Source organism: Paenibacillus sp. FSL R5-0744 (genome assembly GCF_037972555.1).
Taxonomy (GTDB): domain Bacteria; phylum Bacillota; class Bacilli; order Paenibacillales; family Paenibacillaceae; genus Paenibacillus_AQ.
Window position 1 is genome coordinate 6,493,531 of sequence record NZ_CP150228.1, and the last position, 25,466, is coordinate 6,518,996.

Genomic DNA, 25,466 nt, shown 5'->3' on the forward strand with positions numbered 1-25,466 from the left:
TCATTTCGATAATAAATTATAAATGACCTGTGCCGCTTGCGCTCTTGTAGTAACTTCTTTAGGACTCAGCTTGCTATTCGCTCCGGTTACTACACCTCTTTCCACCAGCGCCTGAAGGGCTTCCTGTGCATAGCCAGCAATATCCCCTGCATCACCAAAATCAGAAAGAGCTACAGCCTTCTTCTCGGATGGCAGTTCACCTAGCGCTACAAGTGAGCGATACAAGAGTGTAAATAGCTCCTGTCTAGTGATCTGAACCTCTGGCTGGAATTGATTATCTCCAGAACCCGTGGCTACCCCAAGGCGCTTAGCAGTCGCGAGATAGTTCGTGTAATACGTATTGCCCGCATCCGCAAAATTATCAGTTGCGGTAGCGTCGGGTGTGATGCCATAAGCATTCAAGAGCAAGACTATGAATTGCCCTCTAGTTATTGCAGCATTCGGACTGTAATGCTCTGCATCCGTACCGGATGTGATACTGCGTGCCGCAAGATAACCTACTGCACTGCTATACCACGATGTCTCTGAAACATCCGCAAAGCTCACCTTGTTATATCCAATAATATATTGGGAGAAATGTGTGGTAACAAAATCTACGGTTCCCTTGGCAGCGTTATAATTGCCGCGTACATTCTCCAAGCTTCCGTTGGTATTGATATGGTATACGATGACCGCATCTTTCTGTTCTCCTGCTTGCAGTGTATATGGCACACTGATATGGACACTGCCCCCACCAAAGGTGGAAAGGGTACTCTGACCTGCTTTTACCGACAAATCATAAACCGGTCTATCCCCGAGAACGGCCTTACCTTCCGCCGTTAACGAAACCTTAGCGATGGTTATGACAATGTCCCCTGCATCCGAGGCTGCGCTAATACTTGCCAAAGATTTGGCATCAAGCGTAATCGTACCTACATTCTCATAATGTATGGTAATCTCGGCCTTTGTACCAGAGACCAACTCGTTGATTATGCTTCTCGGTAGCGTAAGCTCGGCTGTTTGGGTTTCAGAAGTAGCTGCTACTTTAATTTCAAGTACGGCTTTCTTCCCATCCGCTTCTGCCTTTTTAGCAAGATTCACAAGCTCGGTAGCCGCTTCCTTCGTGATTGTTGCTGTGGTTACTCCTGTGGTTTTATCCGTTTTGGTTGCTGCTGTTGATGATAAATTCACAGTGTTACCGGTTGTTGTTGTAGCAACCAGTTGAGGGCTTGCTGTTGGTGTTGGTGTGGTCGTGCTCGGCGCAGGATTGCTGCCGCCAGGCCCGCTTGTTCCTGGGTCTGAAATAGATACATAAGCAGGGACAATAATATTAGTTACTGGACTCGCCTTATAACCTTCTTTCGCTGCGTATCGAACTTGATACGTACCTGGTATTAGACCTGTAATCTCTTTATCTGGTGCATACACATAATTAGTCACACTGGACAGCTTATATTCTAAGGCTGTTGTGGTTCCTGTAATTTTCCCATCATTGTTCGCAGTAGAGGTAGGTGCTACCCCCTGTAAACCGGATGGCGCTGCTTGCTCTGCAGTGAATACTGGAACAATCACATCTGCTGCTCTGCCTGCATTAAATCCTTCTTTGGCTGCGTATCTTACCTGATACGTCCCCGGTACCAGTCCAACGATCTCTACATCTGTTGCGTAGACATAATCGGTAACTGTTGATAGCTTATACTCCAACGCTTTCGTAGTCCCTGTGATTTTGCCATCATTATTGGCTGCAGTAGTCGGTGCCACCCCCACTAGCCCTACAGGAGCTGCTTGCTCGCCATAGGCCGGAACTTCAACAGTAGCATCTTTACCTACGCTGTATCCTTCTTTTGCCGCAAATCTCACATTATAAAAGCCCGGAGTAAGACCTGTGATGGCTACGCCTGTTACAGGCTTATAATCAGCTTCTCCAACACCCTTATACTCCTGCCCTTCAGCTGAGCCCGTAATTTGCCCATCATCGTTAGCTTCAGAAGTAGGAGCTACCCCTAATAGACCTGTTGGAGCTGCTTGTTGATGGATATAAGCAGGCACCTCCACACTTACGTCTTCTCCAGCATTATAAGAAATGATCGTTGGTCCCGCTGCGTTCGTTGGACCTTGATATCCTGATGTAGCCGCATATCTTACCTTATAAATACCAGGCGCAAGCCCTGTAATCGCTGATCCTGATATTGGCGTATATGCCGTATCTCCAGCCAGCTTATATTCCAAGGCTGAACTTGTGCCCAAGATTTGCCCATCCTTACTGTCTGCTGCGGTTGGTGCTACACCCGTAAGTCCAGTCGGTACAGCTTCCAGTTTAGAGAATAGCTTATCCAGAGCTGTGGTAGTGTTAGTGTATCTGGCTCCGACAGGGTAATTCGCCTGCACGTAATCCGGTTGGATGTTCGTCCAGCTGTACATAAGCTCAATATGCCCTAGAATAGGTGCATTAGTGCCGTCTGCACCTTTGTTATCCTTGTTGTACGTGAACAGATATGGAACCTGAAGTCTATCTCCAATCACGGTATCTCCAAGCTCATTCACATAACTAATCACAGATGGTTTGGCTGCTGTATTGTTCTCGGTCTTGATATTAGTCAGATAAGTACGGACCAGATCAACATACAACTTCGCATATGGGTGATTGGTTGTTCTAATCTGAAGCTCATTATTATTATGCGGATTGGCATTGCCCTTGGTGCCGCTGTTATTGCTTGGTTCAGCAACCGTCACCCCAGAGTCGAGCTTCGTATCGAAGAAGTAGACCTTATCGAGGTTATGCTTTTTGGCATACTCATTAATATATTTGATAACCGCTTGCGTGTTAGGGCACCATGATCCACCTAACAAAATCGCATAGTTGCCATCACTCGCCAAAATTTGCTTCAGCTGATGATAGGTCACATGTTCATACACGAGCGTACCGTCCGATTCGTTGAAGATCGTAGGTTTGCCCTCATTTTCGCCCTCGTAGTTCTTGTTAAACGCCGCCTTGATATAAGCAGATTCATCGATCGTGTTATACCCAGAAGCGGCACTAAGTACCTCTCTTACTGATGCTTTATACGTATTAACCTTCGTAGCATCAAGTGTTCCGTTCGTCAGGAACTCATTCCACGAGTAGCTTTTATCCAGATAGGATACAACAGGAGCGATATTTCCTTGTGCATCCTTGTGATCCTTGTTGTATACCAAGAGAAATGGAGATTCGATCTTATTAGCAGTTACGACATCCCCGTTTTTATTGGTATAGCTAACATTGCGTTCTGGAATATCCTTCGAGGACAGATTCAAATTCTTTAAATATTTGTTTACCAGGTCAACGTATTTGTAAGCAAATTTATTATTGCTGTCTGCAATCTGGAGCGTGTCACCGTCCAGCTTAGTATCAAAGTTATAAATCGTAGAGATGCCATATTCTTTAGCTACTTCATTGATAAAGCCGATATCGGCCTGTGTATTCTCGCTCCAAGCGCCGCCAACCAGAACAGCGTAAGTGCCTTCACTCTCAAAAAGGTGAACGATATCCTCATAGGTTGCCGTTTTAAATACATGATTAGGATCATTCAGACGGTCATAGACATGACTGAAATAATCAAAGTGGCTTACACCACTACTTGAGCCAGAAGAAGTTAGCGCCTCTGCGTTATCCGGATTTGCATAAGCTCTTCCTGCCTGAGTAGGCAGAATTAGCAGGGAGGCTGCCAACAGCAGCGTTAGAATTTTTTTAAAGGTTAATGGTCGTATCATTATGTGCACCTCGCCTTAAATAGGTTTATGTGATGTATGGGCTGAAAGGAATCCTGAATGAGCCTGCCGCTCATCAAGGACAAACCTCTTCCTCAGCGGCTGGTGCCGGTGCGGGTGCCTGAACCGTTTCCGCTGGAGCAGCTGCTGGTGCGCTGACCGTGGATGATGCAGGTGCAGAAGACGATGTCTTCGGTTGGGCAGACTCAACGACCGGAGCGGCTGTCGCTTTAACCACCTCAGTTGTGGAGAAAGTAATGGATTTCGATTTCGAAGGTGCTTCCGTTGCTGTTACTACAGGTGCCGCAGTGGCCTTAGGCTGAGCAGATACGACAGGAACAGATGTCGGTTGAGCTGCTTTGGCAGTTACGATTGCTTTGGGAGCTGCCGTAGGCGCAGCCGTTGGAACCGGTGTAGCTGTTTGAGTTTGCGTTTTGACAGTCGCAGCTACCGTGGTTGTAGTTGTAGCTACCTTAGCGGTCTCCGCGGCTGGAGCTGCGGTCACCTTAGGCTGAGTTTCACCCACCGCTGGAGCTGCTGAGGCAACAGTTTTCTCCGCAGAATCAACGGTTGCGTCTGGGGCAGCAGTCGCTTTTGCGGAGACAGTCTCCACTGCTGGAGCTGAAGATTCCGGCTGAACCGTTTCTGTAACAGGAGCCGAAGTGGCTTCTGCCTGAACAACGACTTCGGCTGCAGAAGTAGCTACAGGTGCCGCTGCTGCTGAAACCGATACTGCTGTATTACTGCTTGCTTCAATGGATGCTGCCTCTGCTGTCTTTTTATTAGCGGATACTGCGGCATACGTCAGTGCGGAAAAGACAACAGTTGCAGCAACCAAAGATATCGTAAGTTTTTTCATAATGTGTACCATCCTTTTCAAATAAAATAAGACCCAACACGGCACGTATTACGTACCTGTTGAATCTCTGGCTGTCCAGTAGATCCATGCTTCTTAACTTCATCGTTGTACCTTAACCCCTAAATTCTCCTTTCTCTAAAATAAAAAAAAGAGACTCAACGAGACGCAAAACACGCGTCTTTCGTTGAATCTCCGGCTGTCCAGTCGATTCCAATTGGCTTGTGATTAAGTTCCATATTATTCATGACGATGCGCCTTGTCAATCAATTTTTATTTTTCACATGGTTTTTATCGGGATTGATTATTTTTAACATATTATTACATTGACTTTACTATAAATTCTATATAGATTGATCTCAATAGGATTAATCACATTAAAAAACTAGGTTTAAGGGGGTATTAGTAGTGAACATAGATAACAACTTGTTATCCGCCATCGAAACGAACTGGTATGGATTTGTAGCTTCCATATTTGTTTTTGCAATTTTGTTTCTACTGGCACGTAAACGCATCGGATTTGGTACTCGGGTACTCATCGGACTTGGCATCGGACTTATTGCCGGAATATTCTTTCAATACTTCGATTTAGAGACCAAAGCCATTAGCACATTCGGCAGCATTTATGTCAGCTTGATTCGCATGCTCGTCATTCCTTTAGTATTCATACTCGTATTAAACAGTATTTCTTCCTTAACTAATCTGGAGTATCTGCGCAAAATAGGGATCAAAACCTTCGCCTGGTTCCTCGGAACGACGGGTATCGCTTCTATTATCGGCCTATCGGTTGCGCTGCTGTTCAATCCTGGTCAAGGGATACAACAGGATGTACCTGCGGATTTCGCCGCCCGGGAAATCCCTACCTTCTCACAGGTTATTCTGGATCTTGTGCCATCTAACCCTGTGAATGAAGCAGCTACGGGTAAGGTTGTGCCTCTGCTCATTTTCGCTATCTTCCTAGCAGTAGCTATAATCAAAATTGGCTCCAAGAAACCGGAAGCCGTGAAACCTGTACGTGATCTTATTGAATCCCTGACACTGATACTGCATCAGGTCGTGAAATTCATTATTCGCTTGACGCCTTACGGTGTCTTCGCACTGATTGCAGGAATTACCGCACGTTATGGCTGGGAAACGTTGCAGGAACTGGGCAGCGTAATCATTACCTCATATGTCGCAATGATTATTCATTTTGTTCTTATCTTTGGCGGGTTGGTTCTATTAGTAGCGAAGGTGAATCCAATCCGTTTCTTCCGCAAAATCTATCCAACCATTACCGTTGCCTTCACGACTAGAAGCAGCTACGCAACACTTCCTGTCAATCTTGAAGTGATTACGAAGCGCCTTCATGTCTCCCCGCGGATCGCGAGCTTTATTGCGCCGTTAGGAGCATCGGTCAACTTTAATGCGTGCGGTGGCATTTGGCCGGCGATTGTGGCTGTGTTTACCGCCCAAGTATTCGGTATTGATCTGAACTGGACTGACTACATTACGCTGGTCTTAGTAAGTATTATCTCTTCGATTGGTGTAGCTGGCGTACCTGGACCAGCCGTAATCTCCACTACAGTAGTCTTAACCGCTCTTGGCCTGCCGCTTGAAGGAATCGCTATCGTTGCAGGTGTAGAAGCGCTCATCGATATGGGTCGTACCGCTGTAAATGCAACAGGAACAGCTGTAACCGCGTTGTTGGTCGCGAATTCAGAAGGTGAATTTGACCGCGAAGCCTTTAATAGCAATGATGACGAAGATGATATTCTCTTGAGCACAGTTTAAAATCCGAATATGCAAACAAAAAAACCTCCGGCAGCTGCTTATGCAGCAAGCCGGAGGTTTTTTTGTAGATCCATATTAGATTCGCTGTTACACCATGCTAATTCTTTGCCGTTGTTTAGCTGAAGTAAGGCAGGTTTCAACCAGCCTCATACTTAGTACCGGATCCTCCGGTGCAATGAGTCTCTTACCTGTGAACACAGCGGCTGCAAAATCATCCACCTGCCGAATGTATGGATTAGCCCCTGTGGCATCGACCCGTCTCACCTCATCACCAGTGTACACAAAGAATTCCGCATCCTCGTCTCTAGCGTTGAAAGGCATAGGCACCTCAATTCGTCCCTCGGTCCCAAGAATCTCTAAGAGCTGGCGGTTATATGCCCACATTCCGCAATCAAAGATCAAGCTTAAACCATTTGGAAACTCCACCAGCCCTGAAGCCATCATATCTACATTATCATGCTCAGGGGAGAACTTCGCATGCACGGTCACAGCTTCCGGCTCCGTCCCAAATAACAGTCGTGCCGCACTTAAAGGATAACAGCCAACATCATAAAGCGAGCCGCCACCCCAAGCCGATTTAAAACGAATATTTGAAGTGTCTGTAGCATCATTGTAAGTAAATGTACCTCGAATCGAGCGTAATTCTCCGATTTCACCGCTAGCGATAATTTCCTGGAGTTCAGCAATCCGTGGATGATGTCGATACATGTATGCTTCTGCTAAGTGGACGCCTGCATCGTTGCATGCTTTCACCATCTCTGCAGCCTCTGCACTGTTCAGTGCGATCGGTTTCTCACATAACACATGCTTACCTGCTTCTGCCGCACGGATCACCCATTCTCGATGAAGATGATTAGGGAGCGGAACATACACCGCATCGATTTCTTTATCCGCAAGTAACTCTTCATAACTGCCATATGCTTTCTCTATTCCGAACTCTGCGGCTACAGCGCTGCTTTTTTCCAAGCCACGACTCGCTACCGCTGTAATCACTCCCGAATCTGAATTCATGATAGCTGGCATCACTGAGCCAGTCGCAATCTGCGCACAGCCTATGATTCCCCACCGAAGTTTTTGTACCATAATGGCTACACCTCTTCCCTTGGATTAGTTACTATACTTTAAGACACCTTATCATAGAATGAAACTCATCACTAATAGAAAAGTACATTCAGAGCGCAAAAAGCAGCACCCAAAGGAGATTCGACTCCGATAGATACTGCTTTTTAATCCAGTGGAAAAATTACATTATCATATTTAACAGCACAGTCGCACCAAGTACAGCAATTCGCGCCGCGTTCATCAACACGAAATTTTTGACAGCAAGAATAAAGGTACTCGCCTTCTCCTGCTTCTGTTTGAACAAATCGATATTTCGGTGCAATGGGATCAGTGTAAGTAGAATCGCCAAGACAAGAATAGGGTTAACCCCCAAGATCAGCAGCACTACAAGATCCAGATAAGAGACATAGTATAGATATTTAAACAGCACAAGCGCATTACGTCGGCCAATGTAGACCGGAAGCGTGTACCTGCGGTTCTCCACATCTTCATCAATATCACAAATATTATTAGCGAGCATAATCCCTGCAATCCCCAAAATGGCAGGAACAGAGAACCAGAACAGGTACAGCACTTCCATAATATTGATATTCAAGCTGACCCAACCGTTCTGAAGCAACAGCGTTACCACATGCTCGTCCGTATGAATATAGGCAGAAATAAAAATAATGACAAAGCCCATAAACAAACCCGAGAACAACTCACCTAACGGCATCCGCGAAATCGGGATCGGCCCGAACGAATAAAGGATCCCTATCAAGAACGACAGCCCACCCAGCAAAAAGACCAGTAAACCCGTCTGCGTAACAAGCGCAATCCCGCCCCCTGCAGCCAGAGCTAGCAAAATAACAATCGTCGCCACGACGGTGCTCTCTTTTAGCTTAAAATGCACAATCGCATTATGCGTCTCATAGCCATAGCCGTGAGTTTTGGAAGCTTTTTTGAAATCGTAATAGTTGTTAATCGCCGTCGTTGCCATATCAAAGCTAAGCAGGGAAACGAACATCAGACCAAAACGCAACACATAAAAATCCTCAAACCGATACAGGGCATACAGCGTTCCCATCAGAAAGGGGATCATACTGGCTACTTTTGTCGGCAGCTCCACAAATCTTAGAAAGCTTTTAATATTCACACCATACACCCTTATTTATCAATTGAGCCTGCAAGGTATTACTGTTCAGTCGTTGTAATCTTCACTGGGGACCATTCTGCAATAACTGTTTGTCCATGCACAGACACGCTGCCTTCAGGACTCAGATCCTTCTCTGTCATAATTCCAAGCGCGACTGTAAAGTTGTTGAACTTGATCGGAATATTTTTCTCACGACGCACTTCTTTGCCATTCAAATAGAATACAGCCTCATCGTTGCCACGGTGGTACGTTATGCGGTAGGTATTAAATTCACGTGGTTTGAAATCCGTATCTTCTTTAAAGATGCAGAAATATTTCGTTCCTTTGCTCTCTGGTACTTGTACCCCCGGGAACGGCAAAATACCATATACACTAGCATATTTATCATTTCCCGCAAAAAAGTCTAGCGCCGCACCTGTCGTAAAATCAAGCAAGTTCAGCGATACATAACCATCGTACAAATCTCCAGGTGCTGTTCCTTGTGTACGGCTACGAATTTGCAGCTCAAAGCTAATCTCTCCAGCCTCAGGAATTACCACTGGCTCCGCGGAGTAATACATATGCTTAGCATTGTCTAGAATTTGTACTTGATGGTTCTCACGAGATAATTTCGCACGCACATACAGCGTATCATTACGAACGATAACTACTGCTTCCGGTTCACGATAAGCCCAAAAGGATCCATCAGGCAGTGTAAATCCACCTGTCTTCCAGACCTTTCCTTCTTCTAAAATGGAGTGGAAATCTCCAAGCACCATTTGATTGCCTTTAACATTTTGTTCTTCCTTCAACAGTTCCTTGTCCTTCTTTTCCATGAAAGCTCACTCCTTCTGTATGGTAATTACTAGTACAAGCAAAAACTCCTTCACCGTCCCTAATGGACGGTAAGCGTTTATGCGAGAAATATAAGGATAATGTATAGCGTGAAACCTATATATTCTTATATCTTCAGAATAATCCTTGAATTAGTAAGGTTGCTGCCATCACTACTCCGCAACGAACGGAGGCTTTTTGTGAAGCACCCATGAGCGGGATATAGGCTGGTGAAGCATTATGTGGCTTCAGTCCACGATAAATACGAATCGGCCAGAAGGCTGTAACCAATGCCAAAAGTGCATAAACTGGAAGTACGCCCATTAGCACACAGATCACCACAGATGCATAACCGGTGAAGAGAAGCACACGCGAGAAGACAAGGGCCTTCTGTTCACCCCACACTACAACAAGCGTAAGTTTTCCAGCCTGCTCGTCCGCTTTCCAATGTAAGAAATGATGATTAAACAATAGCAATGTAGTCAAGAATCCAACCGGCAATGAAAGGATGACAGGCTTCATGCTAAAATGACCGGTTTGTACGAAAAAGGAACCTAACACAGGCATGATCCCAAAAGCTATAAAGATAGCCATCTCACTGTAACCTTTGCCGCGATAGCCATACCGCAGGGGTGGGGCTACATAGAAATAAGCGATTAAAGCACCTGCAAGTACAAACCAGAGAATATTCCAACCGCTATATATACTTAGGATTCCACCACAGATGAGGGCAATCGCCAACATACTCCAGGTCATCTTTGCATAAAAAGACTCCGAGAGGATTCCACCTGTCAGTAGCCCGGAGTTTGTGCTGATTTCACCAGCGGAATTCTTCGCCTCTGTATCTGTTCCGTTGCGATAATCCCACAGATCATTCACCATATTGGAAAACAGATGCGCTGAAATCGCTCCTATTAAGGTTAGAATAAATAAGACCGGATGGAATGCCCTTTCCCATACATATGCCCCAACTGTACCTAAAACAATCGGGATAAGCATAACTGAAAAACTCCAAAACCGGGTCGCCTTCGTAAATAATGTCCATTTGCTCACTTCAAGCTTACCGCCTTTTCATTATGACTTGATAATAATTATCACTGACTATTATACATCAATTTTCAACAGATTGTGAAGATTATCACTGCATATAATGTCTAATCTTGACATAATACCTCGGTTTGTTTGGCTAAAAGGTTTCTTCGTTGAAGCTAAAAATGTAAATAACCTCTTATTGGACATAAGGCCACCCTTTTACAACAAAAAATGAGCGCTGTTTTATAGGCAAGCACATACCAATATGATATGATAGGCAAGCCTATGAACAGCGCTCCTTGAGTGCTGTTTTTAAGAGCGTAAAACTATATATAATAATGGAGGCTTTTACTGTCATGTCAGCGCAATCCCCTAACACCCAATCTGTCAAAATCGTCACCGCAGACCCTAGCGCCATCGGGCTATTCGGACTGGCTATTGTCACATTGGTTGCTTCTTCACAGAAGCTTGAGTTTACAACAGGACTTAGCTACGTCATTCCTTGGGCTATCTTCCTCGGAGCATTTGCTCAACTATTCGCCGCAATTCAAGATGCTAAGCACAACAACACCTTTGGTATGACCGCATTTGGCGCCTACGCTTTCTTTTGGTTCGGCATGGCTAGCAGCTGGCTGATCAAGCTCGGCGTATTCGGCCCAACGCTTGCAGAGGCTGTAGATCCTAAGCAGCTCGGATTTGTATTTCTGGGTTACTTGATCTTTACAATCTTTATGACCATTGGCGCGGTTGAGGCTAATAGAGTTTTGCTTATCATTTTTGTATTGATAGATTTCCTTTTTATTGGACTAACCTTCGATTCCTTTGGTATCGCTCCAGAATTCTTCCATAAGCTTGCTGCTTGTGCCGAACTTGGAATTGGTATCGTATCCTTATACGGATGTGGCGCTTCTGTGCTAAACGCTCATTTCGGACGCACTTTCTTACCGATCGGAGCTCCGCTAGGTATTTTCAAGAAATAGTAACTCACCTTTTTTGAATCCTAACTTTTGCAAGCCGAAAGGATGCCTGAGACCATGCATGTCCTATCCTCTTCTGAATTAGCCGTAACCGCTATATTTGCGCTTATTCTCGCAGTTATTGCCTATTGGATCATTCGGAATATCCCAAAGATGTCTGGAGATATTGCGGCTTTTCGCAAAAGAACACTGGTCTGGACCCAGGTTTCGCTTGTACTAACGGTACTTCAGCTGAACTTCAAAGCAGGCGACTGGCGATTTTCTATCGTTCTTGGACTCATCGTATTATTTACCGGAAGCATTTGGCTTTCCGCCCGTTACCATGACATCCACAGCACCTTAGATCCAGAATCCAAAGATTCTGAAGTACATTAGTAGAAGCTAGGTAACAAAATAAAGGTGATGAAGCTCCCGTAAGGGGGCTTTTTTTTGTGAATTCGAAAGGTCCCTTCGCATACTTCTCCCCTCCATAACCATACTAATGACATTCCAAGCTAAAACGCCTTCGGCGTCCTCTTAAGGACGTTTAAGCGTTTATGCGAGAATTATAAGGATAACGTATACCGTGAAACTTATACTTTCTTATAATTCAATATAAGTAACGGGAGGACTATGCAGGTGAGTAAAAAAATAAATCTTCTGATGTTCAGCGGAGAATACGACAAAGCCATGGCGGGATTGATCCTAGCGAATGCCGCGAGAGATATTGATGTAGAGGTTACGATGTTTTTCTCTTTCTGGGGTTTGTTTCTGGTGCGTGATCCGGAGAAGATGACGCTAGAGGATAAAAGTATTTATGAGAAGCTGATGGATGTCATTACGCCAAAGGGCCCTGGGCAGCTGCCACTCTCCCATTTGAATTTCAGCGGGCTGGGCCGGATGATGCTAGAGGAGATGATGGAGGAGCAAGGCGCGCCGAAGCTGATTCATTTTCTTAAAGGAGCTCGTAAAAAAAACATCAAGTTCTATGCCTGTAAGCTCTCCGTCGAAATCATGGGCTTTAAAACAGAAGAACTGCTGCCAGAGGTCGAGATTATCGATGCTGCGGCGTATTTAAGAGATGCTTTGGAGAGTGATGTTCAGCTGTTCATATAGCGGTTAAAATTAATTAATATAAGAAAACATAAAGCGACATGGGGAATTTCTCATGCCGCTTCGGATTTCAATTGAAAGGATATAAATTATACCGTGATGATTGTCTTGCCCATTGGAATCTTGAAGCTCTTCTCCATTACTTTGATATGAATCAGCTCTTGTGCATCCACGATTAATTGCGTCTTCAAATGGTTCACTTCCACGGTAATCGTCGCTTGACGGTAACGCATCGTGAAGGTGTATCCCTTCCATTGCTTCGGCAATGTCGGGTTCAATGCCAAATGATCATCCTTGATCCTTACACCCGAGAAGCCATAGACGATCGACATCCATGTACCACCCATGTTCGCCATATGCAATCCGTCTTTCGTGTTGCCATGAGTGTTATCCAAATCCATTCGTGCCGTTTCAATGAAATAATCGTACGCCTTGTCCGAGTAACCTAACTTCGAAGCCATGATGCTATAGATCGCGCAGGATAAGGACGAATCATGAGTTGTCAGCTTCTCGTAATAATCGTAGGAGTTCCGCAAGACATCGGTTGAAATGCCATCCTCGAGCAAGAAATGCGCCAGCACCGTATCGGCCTGCTTCAACACCTGATGACGATAGATGTGTAGCGGGTGATAGTGAAGCAGCAGTGGGTGTTTTTCTTCCGGTGTGTTCTCGAAATCCCACACCTTCTTCGCTAAGAAAGAATCATCTTGTGCATGAATGTTCAACTTCTCATCGAAAGGCAGATACATCTTCGCAGCCGCTTCTTCAAATGCTGTAATCTCATCTGTTGTTAAGCCAATGCGACTACACAAAGCTTCCCATGCCGTAGGATGAGTTTCTGCCAGCTGCTTATACCACGATGCAGCCCACTCTAGATTATATTTTGCAAGTACATTCGTGTAATAGTTATTGTTTACGATAGCCGTATACTCATCCGGACCTGTTACATCATCAATCTTGAATAGACCTTCATGATAATGACCTAGCTCCATCCAAGTTCTTGCAGTTTCAAATACGACTTCCGCACCGAATTCCGCAATGAAATCTTTATCGCCTGTCGCGAGATAATATTGAATATACGTATAAGCAATATCACCATTAATATGATACTGTGCCGTACCAGCTGGGAAGTACCCCGAGCACTCTTCCCCTGTAATGGTACGCCATGCGTAAGCGGCCCCCTTCTTGTGGCCTAGCTCTAACGCACGCTTCTTCGCTTCACCTAGAATCGTATAACGGTAACGAAGCAACTGCTTCGCCAGCTCTGGCTGACAGAGGATGAAGAACGGCAGGATATAGATTTCGGTATCCCAGAAATAATGTCCCTCGTAGCCCTCACCGCTTAAGCCTTTGGCTGCGATGTTACTGTATTTATCTTTGCCCACAGATTGCAGCAACTGATATACATTATATCGAAGACCTTGCTCAAGTACCTCATCACCTTGGATCTCGATATTTGCAATTTCCCAAAAATGTTGTAAATATACTTCTTGTGCCATGTAAGCCGCTTGAATCCCTTGCGTTAATACCAAAGCCATCAACTCACGTCCGTGAGCAGCTGGATCTTCGTGTCGACGTGTATCTGTAAATACGTTGAATTTTGTGAATTGAACAATATCCTTACCGGCTGGGAACGCATACCGCACCATTACACTTTTCTCACCCTTGATCAGTTCACCGTTCACCGCAGGCGTTGTCTGATGAACTGTTGTTGCCGCCACTTGTAGCTTCGACGTATTTGTCTCAAGCACGATTTGTAAGGAGGTCTCGTCGAACACCTCGATATTCTTCATATCCAATAGCTTGGCATGACCCGATGCAACACGAGGGTCCTTCGCATTCGTATAGTTACTTACATTGCCATTCACTCCAGAGGTAATCGTCACTTCATCCTGACAATTGATACGAGTTACCTCAATATCTATCGTGAACAATTCGAGTGTTGTCAATGACGCCATGCGTGTGAATGAAATTTCGACCTCTTTACCTTGTGGTGAAATCCAGTGCACGAGCCGTACGTACTTACCTTCGCGCATATCGAGATAACGCCGCCCAGATACGACCGTTCCTGTGAAAAGACTGAACTTTTCCTCCCCGATATGAATGGTCACATCCTGTACATCCATCACATTCACAAGTTTCTGTTGTGTATCGGGAAAGCCATACGCGCTCTCCCCATATAGCATCGGTGTAATATCATAAAATGCATTTATATATGTTCCACGAACCGTTGGCTCGTCACCTTCGTAACCTTCTTCAAAATTACCTCGAACACCTACATAACCATTAGCCACATTAAAAATACTCTCACTAACGCCGAGGTCTTGCATATCCCTATGATTCTCAATAATCCAGCCCGACTTCATATGAAGGCCCCCTCATCCAATTTTATTTCACAGCACCTGCCATAACGCCTTTAATAATGTATTTCTGTGCGAACAGATAAAAGATAATAACCGGAATAATCGATACGACAAGTCCTGCCATTGCAAGGTTCCACTGAATTGTAAATTCTCCGAAGAAGAAGAAGGTTGACAATGGAATGGTACGAAGCGCTGGGCTTGTTAAGGTCAAGGATGGAAGTAAATAGTCATTCCAAATCCACAATAGATTCAAGATTCCTACAGTCATCGTAATTGGCGTAAGCATTGGGAATACAACCTTCCAGAATGTCTGCCACGTATTACAGCCCTCTATCATCGCCGCTTCTTCAAGAGCAATCGGTACCCCTTTAATAAAACCATGATAAAGGAAGACCGACATACTTAGCCCAAATCCGATATACATGAAAATTAAGCCATAATGTGTATTAATCATAGAGAAATTAAGTGATGGGATATCCCATTTGTTTAAATATTGCATTAGCGGAATCATCACCGATTGAAACGGGATGAGCATCGTACCTACGAATAAGAGGAGAATGCCATTGGACAATTTATTCTTCATGCGAACAAGCATCCAAGATGTCATCGCTGAGAAGATAATAATAAGCCCAATACTAATGACACTCACTAAGAGCGAGTTTTTAAATGCTGACAAAAAGTTCATTTTATCCATTGCCGCAGCATAGTACTCGAAGGAAAAGGATTTCGGCAGGCCGAACGTATCGGTGAATATCTCGGCACGTCCTTTGAACGAATTCACAAACATAATATACATAGGCAACAGCATAAGAAGTCCACAAACCCAAGCTATAACTTCAAGCAATATTGAAGTTGATTTATTGCGACGTTTCATTATTGTTCAACCTCCCTTTTCTTCGAGATAACGACCTGCGTAACCGTCACAACTAAGATGACGAGGAAGAAAATAATCGCCTTGGATTGCGCGAGCGCATATTGATTCATACTAAACGCGGTTTTAAAGATATTCATTGCAACAAGCTCGGTTGTACCGTAAGGACCACCGTTCGTTAGTGAGATATTGGTATCATATTGTTTGAATGCGTTCGACAGCGTCAAGAACAAGCTGATCGTGAAGGCTGGCATAATGAGTGGGAACATAATTTTGCGGAATCGCATCCATCCGCCTGCGCCATCCATATCAGCTGCCTCCAGCACCTCATCCGAAACACCTTGAATAGCTGCGATGTAGATGATCATGACGTAGCCGGCCATTTGCCATGTTCCTACGAAGACCAGCGCCCAGAAGGAAGCCGTCGGATCATCCAACCAATTGAAGAAGATCGAGCTATTCCCCATTACTTCTCCAACCTGTACGAAGAATTTCGTGAATACGAACTTCCAGATGAAACCTAGGATCAGACCGCCGATCAAGTTCGGCAGGAAGTATATTGAGCGTAAAAGATTACGCGACTTAATTTTGGAAGTCACCAGCATCGCGAGTGAAAGTCCGATAACGTTAACGAGAATAATCATGCATACGGCATATTTAAATGTCAGGCCGAAGGATGTAAGAAAATCTGAATCTTGAAACACCCGTACATAATTATCGAAGCCTACAAAGTTAGAACCTGCAAATTTAAACCCATCCCAATCTGTAAAAGAGTACACAATCCCCATAACGAATGGAATGATGACTACATTTATAAAGATGAATAATGATGGAACAATAAAAGCTGCGGCTATTAAATTTCTCTTTACACTTTTCTTCAATGGTTTCACCTCTTATCCATTTCTACAAAACAGGAAGAGGCCGCTTAACGAATATTCGAGAAGCAGCCTCCATAGCCATACGATTATTTTTTAACCGCAGTCATCCAAACATTCTGAAGTGCTTCTAACAAGCCCTCGCCCGTTAATTTTCCTGCATAGTATTTTTCCATTTGGTTCGCAAACTCTTGATCTGCTCCCGCTGGGAATTGATCGAATACCCATTTCACTGTCTTGCTTTCACTTGCATAACGGTTCACTTCTTGGGATAACGGATCCATTTTGCTAGTATCAAAACCGGAGTACACAGGGATAAAGTTAAACTCATCCGTTACATAGTGCTGACCCGCTGGATCTGTTAGCAACCAATCCAAGAACGCCTTCGCACCCGCTTGTTGATCTTCCGATGCATGCTTGTTCACGCGGAAGAAGTTACTGTTACCTACCGCAATACCTTGATTACCTTCGAAAGGTACTGGCAAGAAACCGTATTCAAATTTCACATCATAATCGTTCAAGAGACCTTGTGCCCAGTTTCCTTGGTGAATCATCGCATATTGTCCTGCCGCGAAGCCTGCAACTTGTTCATCATACGTATCTTTACTCAAGTTCGTATGGTCTTTGATCTTGTCCAGATCAGCAACGTACTCTTTCAATTCAGGAATATCTTGAAGCTTCAATTCGCCAGCATTAATCTTAGCAATCGTACCCGATGTATCTTTCATTAATGCAAATGGCCAGTTAAATGGATGCATGAAACGGAAGTAAGACTCTTGTGCATACGCTATGGCCTTCTTCACGCCTTTCACTTGCTCTAGCTTCGTGCTTGCTGCAACAAGCTCATCCCATGTCTTAATATCGTCCGCATTCACGCCTGCTTCCTTGAACATATCCTTATTATAGATAAGTCCGAAGCCTTCAAGCGCAACTGGCAAGCCATATAATTTACCATCATTACGCGCTGCTGTATCTTGTCCTTCAACAATTTTGCTAGCCGCTTTCATATCATCCAAGGGTGCCATATATGGAAGATATTTTTGAAACTCTGAGCCAGATGCTGTTGTGAAAATGGTTGGTGCTTTTTCAGGTGCGGAGCTGAATTGTGTCTGGAGCACCGTCATCAGGTTGTCACCTGCTGCTCCTAGTGCTTGTACTTCATATTTATCTTGAGTTTTATTGAATTCTTTCACTGCATCCTCTAGTGCACTTTGGATTTCTACTTTATTCTGAATGATTGTAATAACCGCTTTTTTACCAGTTCCTTTAGACGTTGTGTCTGCGCTATTTGCCTTGTTTGCCCCATCATCACTTTTTGCTCCACAAGCGACTAACGTGGATAACATAGCTACAGATAATAATGCTGCCCCTACTTTTTTCTTCATCTGCAATACCCCTCTTCTGAAGATTTCATAATTTTTATTTGTATTTCTAAAATTGAAAGCCTTTACAAAACTGATATTACACGATAATATAACACTTAATTATAAATTCTTAACATTAGTTTCGATTTATAAATACGGATTATATTGTAAAATCCTCCCTTAAACAGGTAGCCTAAAGGAGATTATCCATGCTAGACATTACTGCCGTCCTCGAACGCAATATGGCGAAGAATCGCTATCAGAACTATATGCACCCTTCCTATGAGCACGAAAAGAAGCTCGTCTATGCAATCCAACGCATTGATCGTGAAGGTGCCGTTAAAATATTGAATGAAATCAACTTGCTGGAACGAGCCAACCTGTCACCGAAGCCTTTGCAGTCGTTGAAATATTCTCTAGTCGCTAGCTGCACCATTTTTACGCGTGCGATCATTGAGGCGGGAGTCGATTCCGAGTCCGCGTTCATTCTCAGTGACCATTACATCAACTTAATTGATGAGAGCGACTCGATCGTGAAGACCGTTGAGATTGAATACCTCATGCTAAATAGCTTTATTAGTGTCATCTCAACCCATCGTTCGTATTCGTATGGACCCATCATTAATAAGACCATCGCCTATATTAAAAAGCACATTGAAGAGAAGCCTACGCTAGAGCGAGTTGCGGAAATCGTGCAGTTGCATCCGAATTACCTCGCAACGCTATTCAAACAAGAAACAGGGAGCACTGTCCTCAACTTCATCCATAAAGAAAGAATGGATGCGATCAAGAACTTCCTGATCCATACAAATATGGCGCTTCAGGATATTAGTGATATCTTCGGCTTCGCTTCCTCTGCCTACTTCTCTACCTACTGCAAGACGCATCTAGGCATGACCGCAAGGGAGTATCGAAAAGATCACATGAAATGAAAAGCAAAAAGGCGAATTCTCATTCATAGCTGAATGGAATCTCGCCTTTTGGTCCCCCTAATGATTACTTTGCATAACTATCTCTTCGGTGGTTGCGGTGTAATCAGGAAGTTAACCGGCAAATTACTACCAGATGCTGCAGTGAACAATATCTCAACAGAGCCCCCTTCATCACCTGTACGATAAACCACACTATTCAAGTTTGCATTTGTAATACTGCCGGTACTTGGCATTTGAACAATTTGACCATTCACCATAACAGGTCCCATATAATTACCACCACGCGGGTTAAAGGTAATTAATGAATTTGGAGCAACATGTTCAAATTTGATTTTGTATAGTACTCCGAAGTTGCCTGCATTGGATGCACCAGTTCCTGACATAGGGTCGGTGCCCATCAAATTCAAATCACTTGAATTATCACCGATGAGAAGTCTCGCAGGTGTTCTCCCTACTTCATCCGTAACAGTCATGATACGTGTAGAATCAGCATAAGTCCCTCGGTTATGCACACCATCACGATCCAGTATTGGAAGCATAGGAAGTGTGGTTAACGGATCTTTATTCGCATCAATCATCATAACATTGTATTCAATAGGATAATCACTATATAAGTCCGCTTGGAGTGAAACGATTTCGCTCGGTTTTATGGCAATATTATTCAGATCAGACAGGATAGAGACGCTTTCACCAGGTTGCAGGACCGTTGTCTTGTAATCTTTTTTCGTTTGCATGGATTCCCAGTAACGTTGCACTGAGAGTTTACCCGTAGCTTCCGGAAAGGGATGTGGGCCTCCAACTCCTAAATATTCTGTTGTGATCGTCGTAGGGGATAGATTGTTGTTCTTAGCTATCACATATACCTTCATTTTAGTATTCATATTATTCTTGTGGTGAATCAAAAAGCGGGTTCCACCGAACGATGTTTCACGATAAGTAATCCCTTCCATATTTACGGTTTCTGGACTGTTAGCGCGAATAAGATTATAAGGCTCAGAAGTGAGCGTATAAGCTACCTTCTGCCAGTTTGGAACATTTGATCCGTCAATATCAAATACACTACCCGGAGAAGCGAACAATCTATAGAAATCTTCCTTACTGTACAAGACTTCACCCGTAATATTAATGACTTTTTCAAAAGTGCTGATTGCGCCATGTGAATCTTCTACTTGAATAGAAACTGTTGCAGGACCAGGCGAGAAGAAAGCTTCCGCTTTATTTGTCCAGGTCGTTGTTTTAATTGTATCTCCGTCTGGGTCGGTGCTCATATCCGTATAAGTGATCATCTCACCCATTTTGTAGGAATTCTTATCGGTCGTAAAATTTGCAACCGGCGGTGTATTCGGTTTTAGAATCGTGATCGTCGTGGAGTAAGGATCACTCCATTGTCCATTAGCATCCCTAACAGAGTAGGATACTACATATTGCCCAGGTGTATCATAGATATCCTGCTTCCCTTCCCACCTCTCTTCAACTATGGCTGAACCAATCGGTGAAGAGCTAGAAGTCAGGAAATTCACTGGATCACCAGCATAAATTATAGCCGGTACTGTAAAAGAAGCTTTAGGCTTCAAATTTAGCGAAAGAATGACTCGTTTTTGCACATTATCCACGGTATACGGAATGCCCAGCGCCCCAGTAATGGACGTCAATGGAATCATAAAGGTTCCTTTGAATTGATATGCTGGACCTTTCATTGTCACATTTTTACCATTTACGGAATAAATCTTACTGTCTGTCTTGAACCGCATAACGTCGCTGCCTTTAGTAACAATAGTCTCTTTCGTCTTATAATCGTAAATGTATTTCACACCTACACGTTCAACCATAGCTCTAATCGAAACGTAGGAAACGCCATTCTTCACTGCCATTGGCTGATTAGCCAAATATTCAATGCCATTCTGATACATTTTGTTACTATTCATCATAAGTACAAGCTGATTGCTAGCCCCTGCATTAACTACATCAGTTGTAATCGGTGGTGTAGTGGTCGCAGGTATAAGTGTAAGACTTGGACTCGGTGTGGGGGATGGTAACGTTGTTAAAGTAGAATCGGTTGTTACCCCTGTAATTGGCGTTACTGTCGCTGTTGGTGTTGGTGTTGGTGTTGGTGTTGGTGTTGGTGTTGGTGTTGGTGTTGGTGTTGCTGTTGCTGTTGCCCCTTCTGCTACCGGACGTGTCAATGATGGCAATGGATCAGTAGCTTCTGGAATTACTTCCGCAACAGATGTAGTAGCCACTCTTACTCCACTGGTGTTACTGGAGGTAATATTTCCAGCTTCAGCAAAAACGGGCACTGCCGCAGCAGTCTGAGATACGGCCAATAGTACAACTAATGATAGTTTTTTTAAATGCATGATTTGACTCCTCTGCTCCATTTGTGAATATAAGTGGCCCCTAACTTTACCTTCCTCTTATATAACGAGACAGTGCTTTTACTTCATGGTACATTCATTATTTCAAATCGTATTATTTGACGCAGTAGATCTCAAAAAGTTTCATTATAAGTAAATAAAAAACAATGTTGTATATTAATTACACCATTCACCTCTATCTCCTTTATTTGTTTTTCCTATAAACTCCACCTAGGCTTTAACCCAATTCTCCAAGCAAGCATATACTAATGCCATAGAAACTACTGGCACGCCGAAAATAAACTATGACCTTACCACTATCGGCGTACGGGCTGGAGGGAAATCCGTGCTAAACATCATCCACGCCTCTTCTGCAGAGACGCCCGCTTCACTACAAAACCATTTCGAGATTTTTCGTGAGCACACCATTGGAATTCGGCATCAGATCACCACACCCTATGGTAGACAGCCACTGCTGTATGCCGATTGGACCGCCAGCGGACGCTTATATGAACCGATTGAACGGAAGCTGCAGGAAGCCTTCGGTCCATATGTTAGTAATCCACATACAGACTCCAACACGACCGGTTTAACCATGACACTGGCTTATAATGAAGCGCGACAAATTATTAAAAAGCATGTAAATGCTGGCCCTCAGGACATCCTGCTCTTCTGCGGAAATGGAACAACAGGAGCCGTAAACAAGCTGCAGCGTATCATGGGCTTAAGACTCCCTGAGTGGATTCAGGACTATAGCTCCCATTCGATGGAGGAACGTCCTGTGATCTTCACCAGCCATATGGAGCATCATTCCAATATCCTTCCCTGGCAGGAGGGGATTGGTGATGTTGTGACTGTTCCTCCCGGAGAAAACGGAAATATAGATCTTCAGCAGCTTGAAGCCCAGTTGAAATTGTATCAGCATCGCCGCTGGAAAATCGGTTCATTTACGGCTTGCTCCAATGTGACCGGAATTCAGACTCCCTACCAGAAGCTTGCCGCGATTATGCACCGCCACGGAGGCCTATGTTTTGTAGATTTTGCCGCCAGTGCACCCTATGAGCCTATCGATATGCATCCTGTCTCACCGCTGGAGAAGCTGGATGCAATCTTTTTTTCTCCGCATAAATTTCTGGGTGGACCGGGCACGAATGGCGTTCTAATTTTTGATGAGGCTCTAAGTAATGGACGTATTCCTGACGAACCGGGTGGAGGTACAGTGGCTTGGGTCAATCCTTGGGGAGGACGGCGCTACACCAACGAAATAGAGATGCGGGAAGACGGGGGAACACCGGGGTTTCTGCAAGCTTTTCGGACGGCACTTTGCGTGAAGCTGAAGGAACAGATGAATGGAAACGGTCAATATATGGTGATTAGAGAGCACGAGCTATGCCAGCAATTAATGAACGGACTCCGTAGCATACCCGAATGCTCGCTGCTAGCTGGACATCATACAGAACGTCATGGCATTGTCTCTTTTACACTACGTGATATTCATTATAATCTTGCAGTTCAACTACTGAATGATCGCTTTGGTATACAAGCCCGGGGTGGTTGCTCTTGTGCAGGTCCTTATGGGCATTACTTACTTGAATTAGGGTGGGCGCAATCTGCTCAGATCGCTGAGGCAATTACTGTAGGAGACCAGTCGCTTAGACCGGGTTGGATCCGCATCTCTCTACACCCCATTATGAGGAATCAGGAGGTAGAGAGAATTGTATCCGCTGTACGAAATATCGTGATCCATTTCCAACAATGGAAACAGGACTATTTTTATGATGCTTCTACGAACAGTTGGACCCATATCTACAATGAGGATCCCGCAGAGGCGAAGGTCAAAGCGCTTTTTTCGGTGTAGTTCCCAGCTTATTGTGTAATGTCCTTCACCATGTCCAGATCGGCAGCACTAGCGTTGGAGATAACTTGTTCTACATTTTTACAACCTGGAATTACACTGGTTACTGCGGGATGCTGAAGGCACCACGCCAAAGCCCACTGCGCCATATCGAGTCCAGAAGGGACTTCATTGGCAGCAATTTCAGCTACAGCGCGCAGCTGTTTTTGCCTTACATCCTCTTTATGGTTAGCACGCACATCACCCTGACCAAATACCGCATCCGGCTTGTACTTGCCGCTTAAATAACCACTCGCTAACGGAACACGCGCCAACACACCTAATTTATGCTCGATGCAGAGTGGAAGAATCTCTTCCTCAGGTTGACGATCCAGCCGATTATATACTACTTGTATGGCCTCTGCTTGCACATCCGCTGCTGCAGAGGTCTGATGTACACCTGAGCCTGATGCACTTATCGAGACGCCTAAATGACGGATTTTCCCTGCCTGCTTCTGTCTGTCGAGCATGCTCCACAGCTTGTCATTATCGAATTGCTCATCCGTTCCGGAATGGAATTGATAGAGGTCGATGTACTCAGTCTGAAGTGCACGCAGGGAATCATCCAGTTGCTTCAGCACATCCTCAGCACGCCATAACTGTTCCCGCTGCAAATGTCCCTGAAAATGATGACCGAATTTCGTAGCTACAATCCAGTCCTCACGTTTCCGGCGAGCCAGATAACCCCCGATGAACTTCTCTGACAAGTGATCTCCATAACATTCTGCCGTATCAATCAGGTTAATACCGAGCTCTCCAGCCTTATCTAGCATGGCATCGACTTCTGCTTGAGTGAAATCCTTGCCCCACTCTCCACCGAACTGCCAAGTACCCAATCCGATCACCGATACATTCATCCCTGTACTGCCAAGTTTACGATATTTCATCATCATTTCCTCCCTTTGTTTTATTAAAATAGTCCATTCACAGTACTAAGCGGCCTTGTTTCCATCTTCCACCGTTCTAGCGAACCGCGCCTCGATGGCTTTAACTCCCCATAGTGACAATCCAATAAACACCAAGACATAGATGATCTCCCACGGCTGGCGGATAAATCGTTCCAGATCATTTCCAATATATGAAACAGCGAATACCATGATCGCTTTGCCCACAGTGAGCGCAAGGAGGTATGAACGAAACCTCATACCAGCAAGACCAGCAGCCATATTAATTACAACGAAAGGGCCTACCGGGAATATACTAAGCAGAAAAACATAACTGAATCCGCTTTGCCGCACCCATGTCATACTTTTGGCTACCTTTGGCCGTTCTGCCCATTTTCGCAGATACCGATGCGAAGCTACTTTGCGAATAATCCAAAATGTTGTCACACAGCCCGCAACCAAGCCGATCCAAGAATACAAAAAACCTAACCATAAACCATATACAGCCCCGTTTAATCCGACGATCGCAATAGTTGGTAGTGGTGGTATAAATGATTTCAAAAACGTTAACGCAATGCCCGGAAAGGGCCCAAACGAACGATATTGTTCAAGCAGATGCCGCAGATTATCCTCTGTCAGCCAAGACATAATATCAAGAAAGTACATAACCAGCTGATCTCCTCATCCGATTGGAATTCTTAACACCTGGTCTCAATTATACACGAAGTTGCGAGCATTCCTACAGCTGTTCCAATATAAAGAGAACAAGCTAGAACTACATGAATGACAGCGAGTAGACTGTCAGTTACCATAGATAGAAAATACATATGAGACAGGGGCGCATGGTTATGATCATCCATTCAGAAGCCTTGGATTTACAACGTACCACCGTACAGGATTTAGCGTTCGTTCTAGCCATCGAACAAAGTGAACTAAACCGCATCTATATTGGTCAATGGACTAAAGCGGAACACGCTGCAGCCCTCCAAGACCCAGATATTCTACATCTTACAATTTGGGATAGTTCAGGAAAAAGAGTCGGTTATATCATCATTACAGGACTTCAAGACACTCATCTTACCGTTTGTATTAAAAGAATCGTCATCCATTCCAAGGGGTTTGGGTATGGTAAGCTGTCGCTTTGTCTCGTGACCGACTGGATCTTTCGCCATACTGAATCACATCGCCTATGGTTAGATGTTAGAGACCATAACCACAGGGCACGCCATGTCTATGAAAGCTGTGGCTTTACACTGGAAGGTACTCTACGTGACTGTATAAAAGTAGGAGAACACTTTGAATCTCTGCATATCATGTCCATATTACGGCATGAGTATATGGAGCGTGAGTAGCAGCGACAGCAATAGATTAGGGAAATCCTCCCTGATTTTTGGTCTTTCAGGTGCCTATAACTGCAAATCAGGGAAAACCTCCCTAATATTTAGCGAATTTGAGCAAAATCG

The 25,466-nt window shown here is 44.4% G+C and carries 20 protein-coding genes; 7 read left to right on the plus strand and 13 right to left on the minus strand.

The features are described from left to right. Both MKY19_RS28780 and MKY19_RS28785 read right to left on the minus strand, forming a co-directional pair. On the minus strand, window positions 1–3,729 hold the full coding sequence (locus tag MKY19_RS28780; protein ID WP_339799254.1) for an S-layer homology domain-containing protein: 3,729 nt from the start codon (window positions 3,727–3,729) through the stop codon (window positions 1–3). A gap of 73 nt (window positions 3,730–3,802) precedes the next feature. Continuing rightward, the gene (locus tag MKY19_RS28785) at window positions 3,803–4,585 is read right to left on the minus strand and encodes a hypothetical protein (protein WP_339799255.1); all 783 of its coding nucleotides are present in this window, start codon (window positions 4,583–4,585) and stop codon (window positions 3,803–3,805) included. A 411-nt stretch (window positions 4,586–4,996) separates the two neighbouring features. Between MKY19_RS28785 and MKY19_RS28790 the strand changes: the two genes are divergently transcribed. After that, window positions 4,997–6,355: a dicarboxylate/amino acid:cation symporter gene (locus tag MKY19_RS28790; protein ID WP_042194660.1), complete on the plus strand. Its 1,359-nt coding sequence runs from the start codon at window positions 4,997–4,999 to the stop codon at window positions 6,353–6,355. 87 nt (window positions 6,356–6,442) lie between these two features. Here MKY19_RS28790 and MKY19_RS28795 read toward each other — a convergent pair whose 3' ends face one another. The 4 genes from MKY19_RS28795 to MKY19_RS28810 form a co-directional block, all read right to left on the minus strand. Next, the gene (locus MKY19_RS28795; protein ID WP_339799256.1) at window positions 6,443–7,438 is read right to left on the minus strand and encodes a Gfo/Idh/MocA family oxidoreductase; all 996 of its coding nucleotides are present in this window, start codon (window positions 7,436–7,438) and stop codon (window positions 6,443–6,445) included. Between the two features lie 160 nt (window positions 7,439–7,598). Beyond that, entirely contained in the window at window positions 7,599–8,552 is a 954-nt protein-coding gene (gene menA, locus MKY19_RS28800) for a 1,4-dihydroxy-2-naphthoate polyprenyltransferase (RefSeq protein WP_339799258.1), read from the minus strand. A gap of 38 nt (window positions 8,553–8,590) precedes the next feature. Then, window positions 8,591–9,367, minus strand: coding sequence for a DUF6081 family protein (locus MKY19_RS28805; protein WP_339267698.1), 777 nt, complete (start codon window positions 9,365–9,367; stop codon window positions 8,591–8,593). A gap of 133 nt (window positions 9,368–9,500) precedes the next feature. Beyond that, window positions 9,501–10,418: a prenyltransferase gene (locus MKY19_RS28810; RefSeq protein ID WP_339799260.1), complete on the minus strand. Its 918-nt coding sequence runs from the start codon at window positions 10,416–10,418 to the stop codon at window positions 9,501–9,503. 335 nt (window positions 10,419–10,753) lie between these two features. Between MKY19_RS28810 and MKY19_RS28815 the strand changes: the two genes are divergently transcribed. The 3 genes from MKY19_RS28815 to MKY19_RS28825 all read left to right on the plus strand — a co-directional run bounded on the left by MKY19_RS28815 (window position 10,754) and on the right by MKY19_RS28825 (window position 12,469). Further along, window positions 10,754–11,377 (plus strand): GPR1/FUN34/YaaH family transporter, encoded by a 624-nt coding sequence (locus tag MKY19_RS28815; RefSeq protein WP_042192624.1) that lies wholly within the window; start codon window positions 10,754–10,756, stop codon window positions 11,375–11,377. Between the two features lie 54 nt (window positions 11,378–11,431). Continuing rightward, complete coding sequence (locus MKY19_RS28820; RefSeq protein WP_339799262.1) at window positions 11,432–11,749, plus strand: hypothetical protein; 318 nt, start codon at window positions 11,432–11,434, stop codon at window positions 11,747–11,749. A 243-nt stretch (window positions 11,750–11,992) separates the two neighbouring features. Continuing rightward, window positions 11,993–12,469, plus strand: coding sequence for a DsrE/DsrF/DrsH-like family protein (locus MKY19_RS28825; RefSeq protein WP_042192628.1), 477 nt, complete (start codon window positions 11,993–11,995; stop codon window positions 12,467–12,469). An 86-nt stretch (window positions 12,470–12,555) separates the two neighbouring features. On the opposite strand, the gene MKY19_RS28830 is transcribed toward MKY19_RS28825, so the two are convergent. The 4 genes from MKY19_RS28830 to MKY19_RS28845 all read right to left on the minus strand — a co-directional run bounded on the left by MKY19_RS28830 (window position 12,556) and on the right by MKY19_RS28845 (window position 17,960). Further along, entirely contained in the window at window positions 12,556–14,832 is a 2,277-nt protein-coding gene (locus MKY19_RS28830) for a glycosyl hydrolase family 65 protein (RefSeq protein ID WP_339799264.1), read from the minus strand. A 22-nt stretch (window positions 14,833–14,854) separates the two neighbouring features. Next, window positions 14,855–15,703, minus strand: a complete 849-nt coding sequence (locus tag MKY19_RS28835; RefSeq protein WP_339799266.1) for a carbohydrate ABC transporter permease — start codon at window positions 15,701–15,703, stop codon at window positions 14,855–14,857. Then, the gene (locus tag MKY19_RS28840; RefSeq protein ID WP_231573358.1) at window positions 15,703–16,581 is read right to left on the minus strand and encodes a sugar ABC transporter permease; all 879 of its coding nucleotides are present in this window, start codon (window positions 16,579–16,581) and stop codon (window positions 15,703–15,705) included. Before MKY19_RS28840 ends, MKY19_RS28835 begins: the two co-directional genes overlap by 1 nt. A gap of 83 nt (window positions 16,582–16,664) precedes the next feature. After that, on the minus strand, window positions 16,665–17,960 hold the full coding sequence (locus tag MKY19_RS28845) for an ABC transporter substrate-binding protein (protein WP_339799269.1): 1,296 nt from the start codon (window positions 17,958–17,960) through the stop codon (window positions 16,665–16,667). A 188-nt stretch (window positions 17,961–18,148) separates the two neighbouring features. Here MKY19_RS28845 and MKY19_RS28850 point away from each other — a divergent pair, with 188 nt between their 5' ends. Beyond that, on the plus strand, window positions 18,149–18,871 hold the full coding sequence (locus MKY19_RS28850) for a helix-turn-helix domain-containing protein (protein WP_042192637.1): 723 nt from the start codon (window positions 18,149–18,151) through the stop codon (window positions 18,869–18,871). Window positions 18,872–18,948: 77 nt separating this feature from the next. On the opposite strand, the gene MKY19_RS28855 is transcribed toward MKY19_RS28850, so the two are convergent. Next, window positions 18,949–21,228, minus strand: coding sequence for a stalk domain-containing protein (locus MKY19_RS28855; RefSeq protein ID WP_339799271.1), 2,280 nt, complete (start codon window positions 21,226–21,228; stop codon window positions 18,949–18,951). A gap of 343 nt (window positions 21,229–21,571) precedes the next feature. On the opposite strand from MKY19_RS28855, the gene MKY19_RS28860 reads away from it, so the two are divergent. Then, window positions 21,572–23,083 (plus strand): aminotransferase class V-fold PLP-dependent enzyme, encoded by a 1,512-nt coding sequence (locus MKY19_RS28860; protein WP_339799273.1) that lies wholly within the window; start codon window positions 21,572–21,574, stop codon window positions 23,081–23,083. An 8-nt stretch (window positions 23,084–23,091) separates the two neighbouring features. On the opposite strand, the gene MKY19_RS28865 is transcribed toward MKY19_RS28860, so the two are convergent. Then, entirely contained in the window at window positions 23,092–24,006 is a 915-nt protein-coding gene (locus MKY19_RS28865) for an aldo/keto reductase (protein WP_339804550.1), read from the minus strand. Window positions 24,007–24,051: 45 nt separating this feature from the next. After that, window positions 24,052–24,669, minus strand: coding sequence for a TVP38/TMEM64 family protein (locus tag MKY19_RS28870; RefSeq protein WP_042192646.1), 618 nt, complete (start codon window positions 24,667–24,669; stop codon window positions 24,052–24,054). Window positions 24,670–24,851: 182 nt separating this feature from the next. Between MKY19_RS28870 and MKY19_RS28875 the strand changes: the two genes are divergently transcribed. After that, window positions 24,852–25,355 carry a GNAT family N-acetyltransferase gene (locus MKY19_RS28875; protein ID WP_339243882.1) on the plus strand — a complete coding sequence of 168 codons (504 nt, stop codon included), beginning with the start codon at window positions 24,852–24,854 and terminating at the stop codon, window positions 25,353–25,355. Window positions 25,356–25,466: the final 111 nt, after the last annotated feature.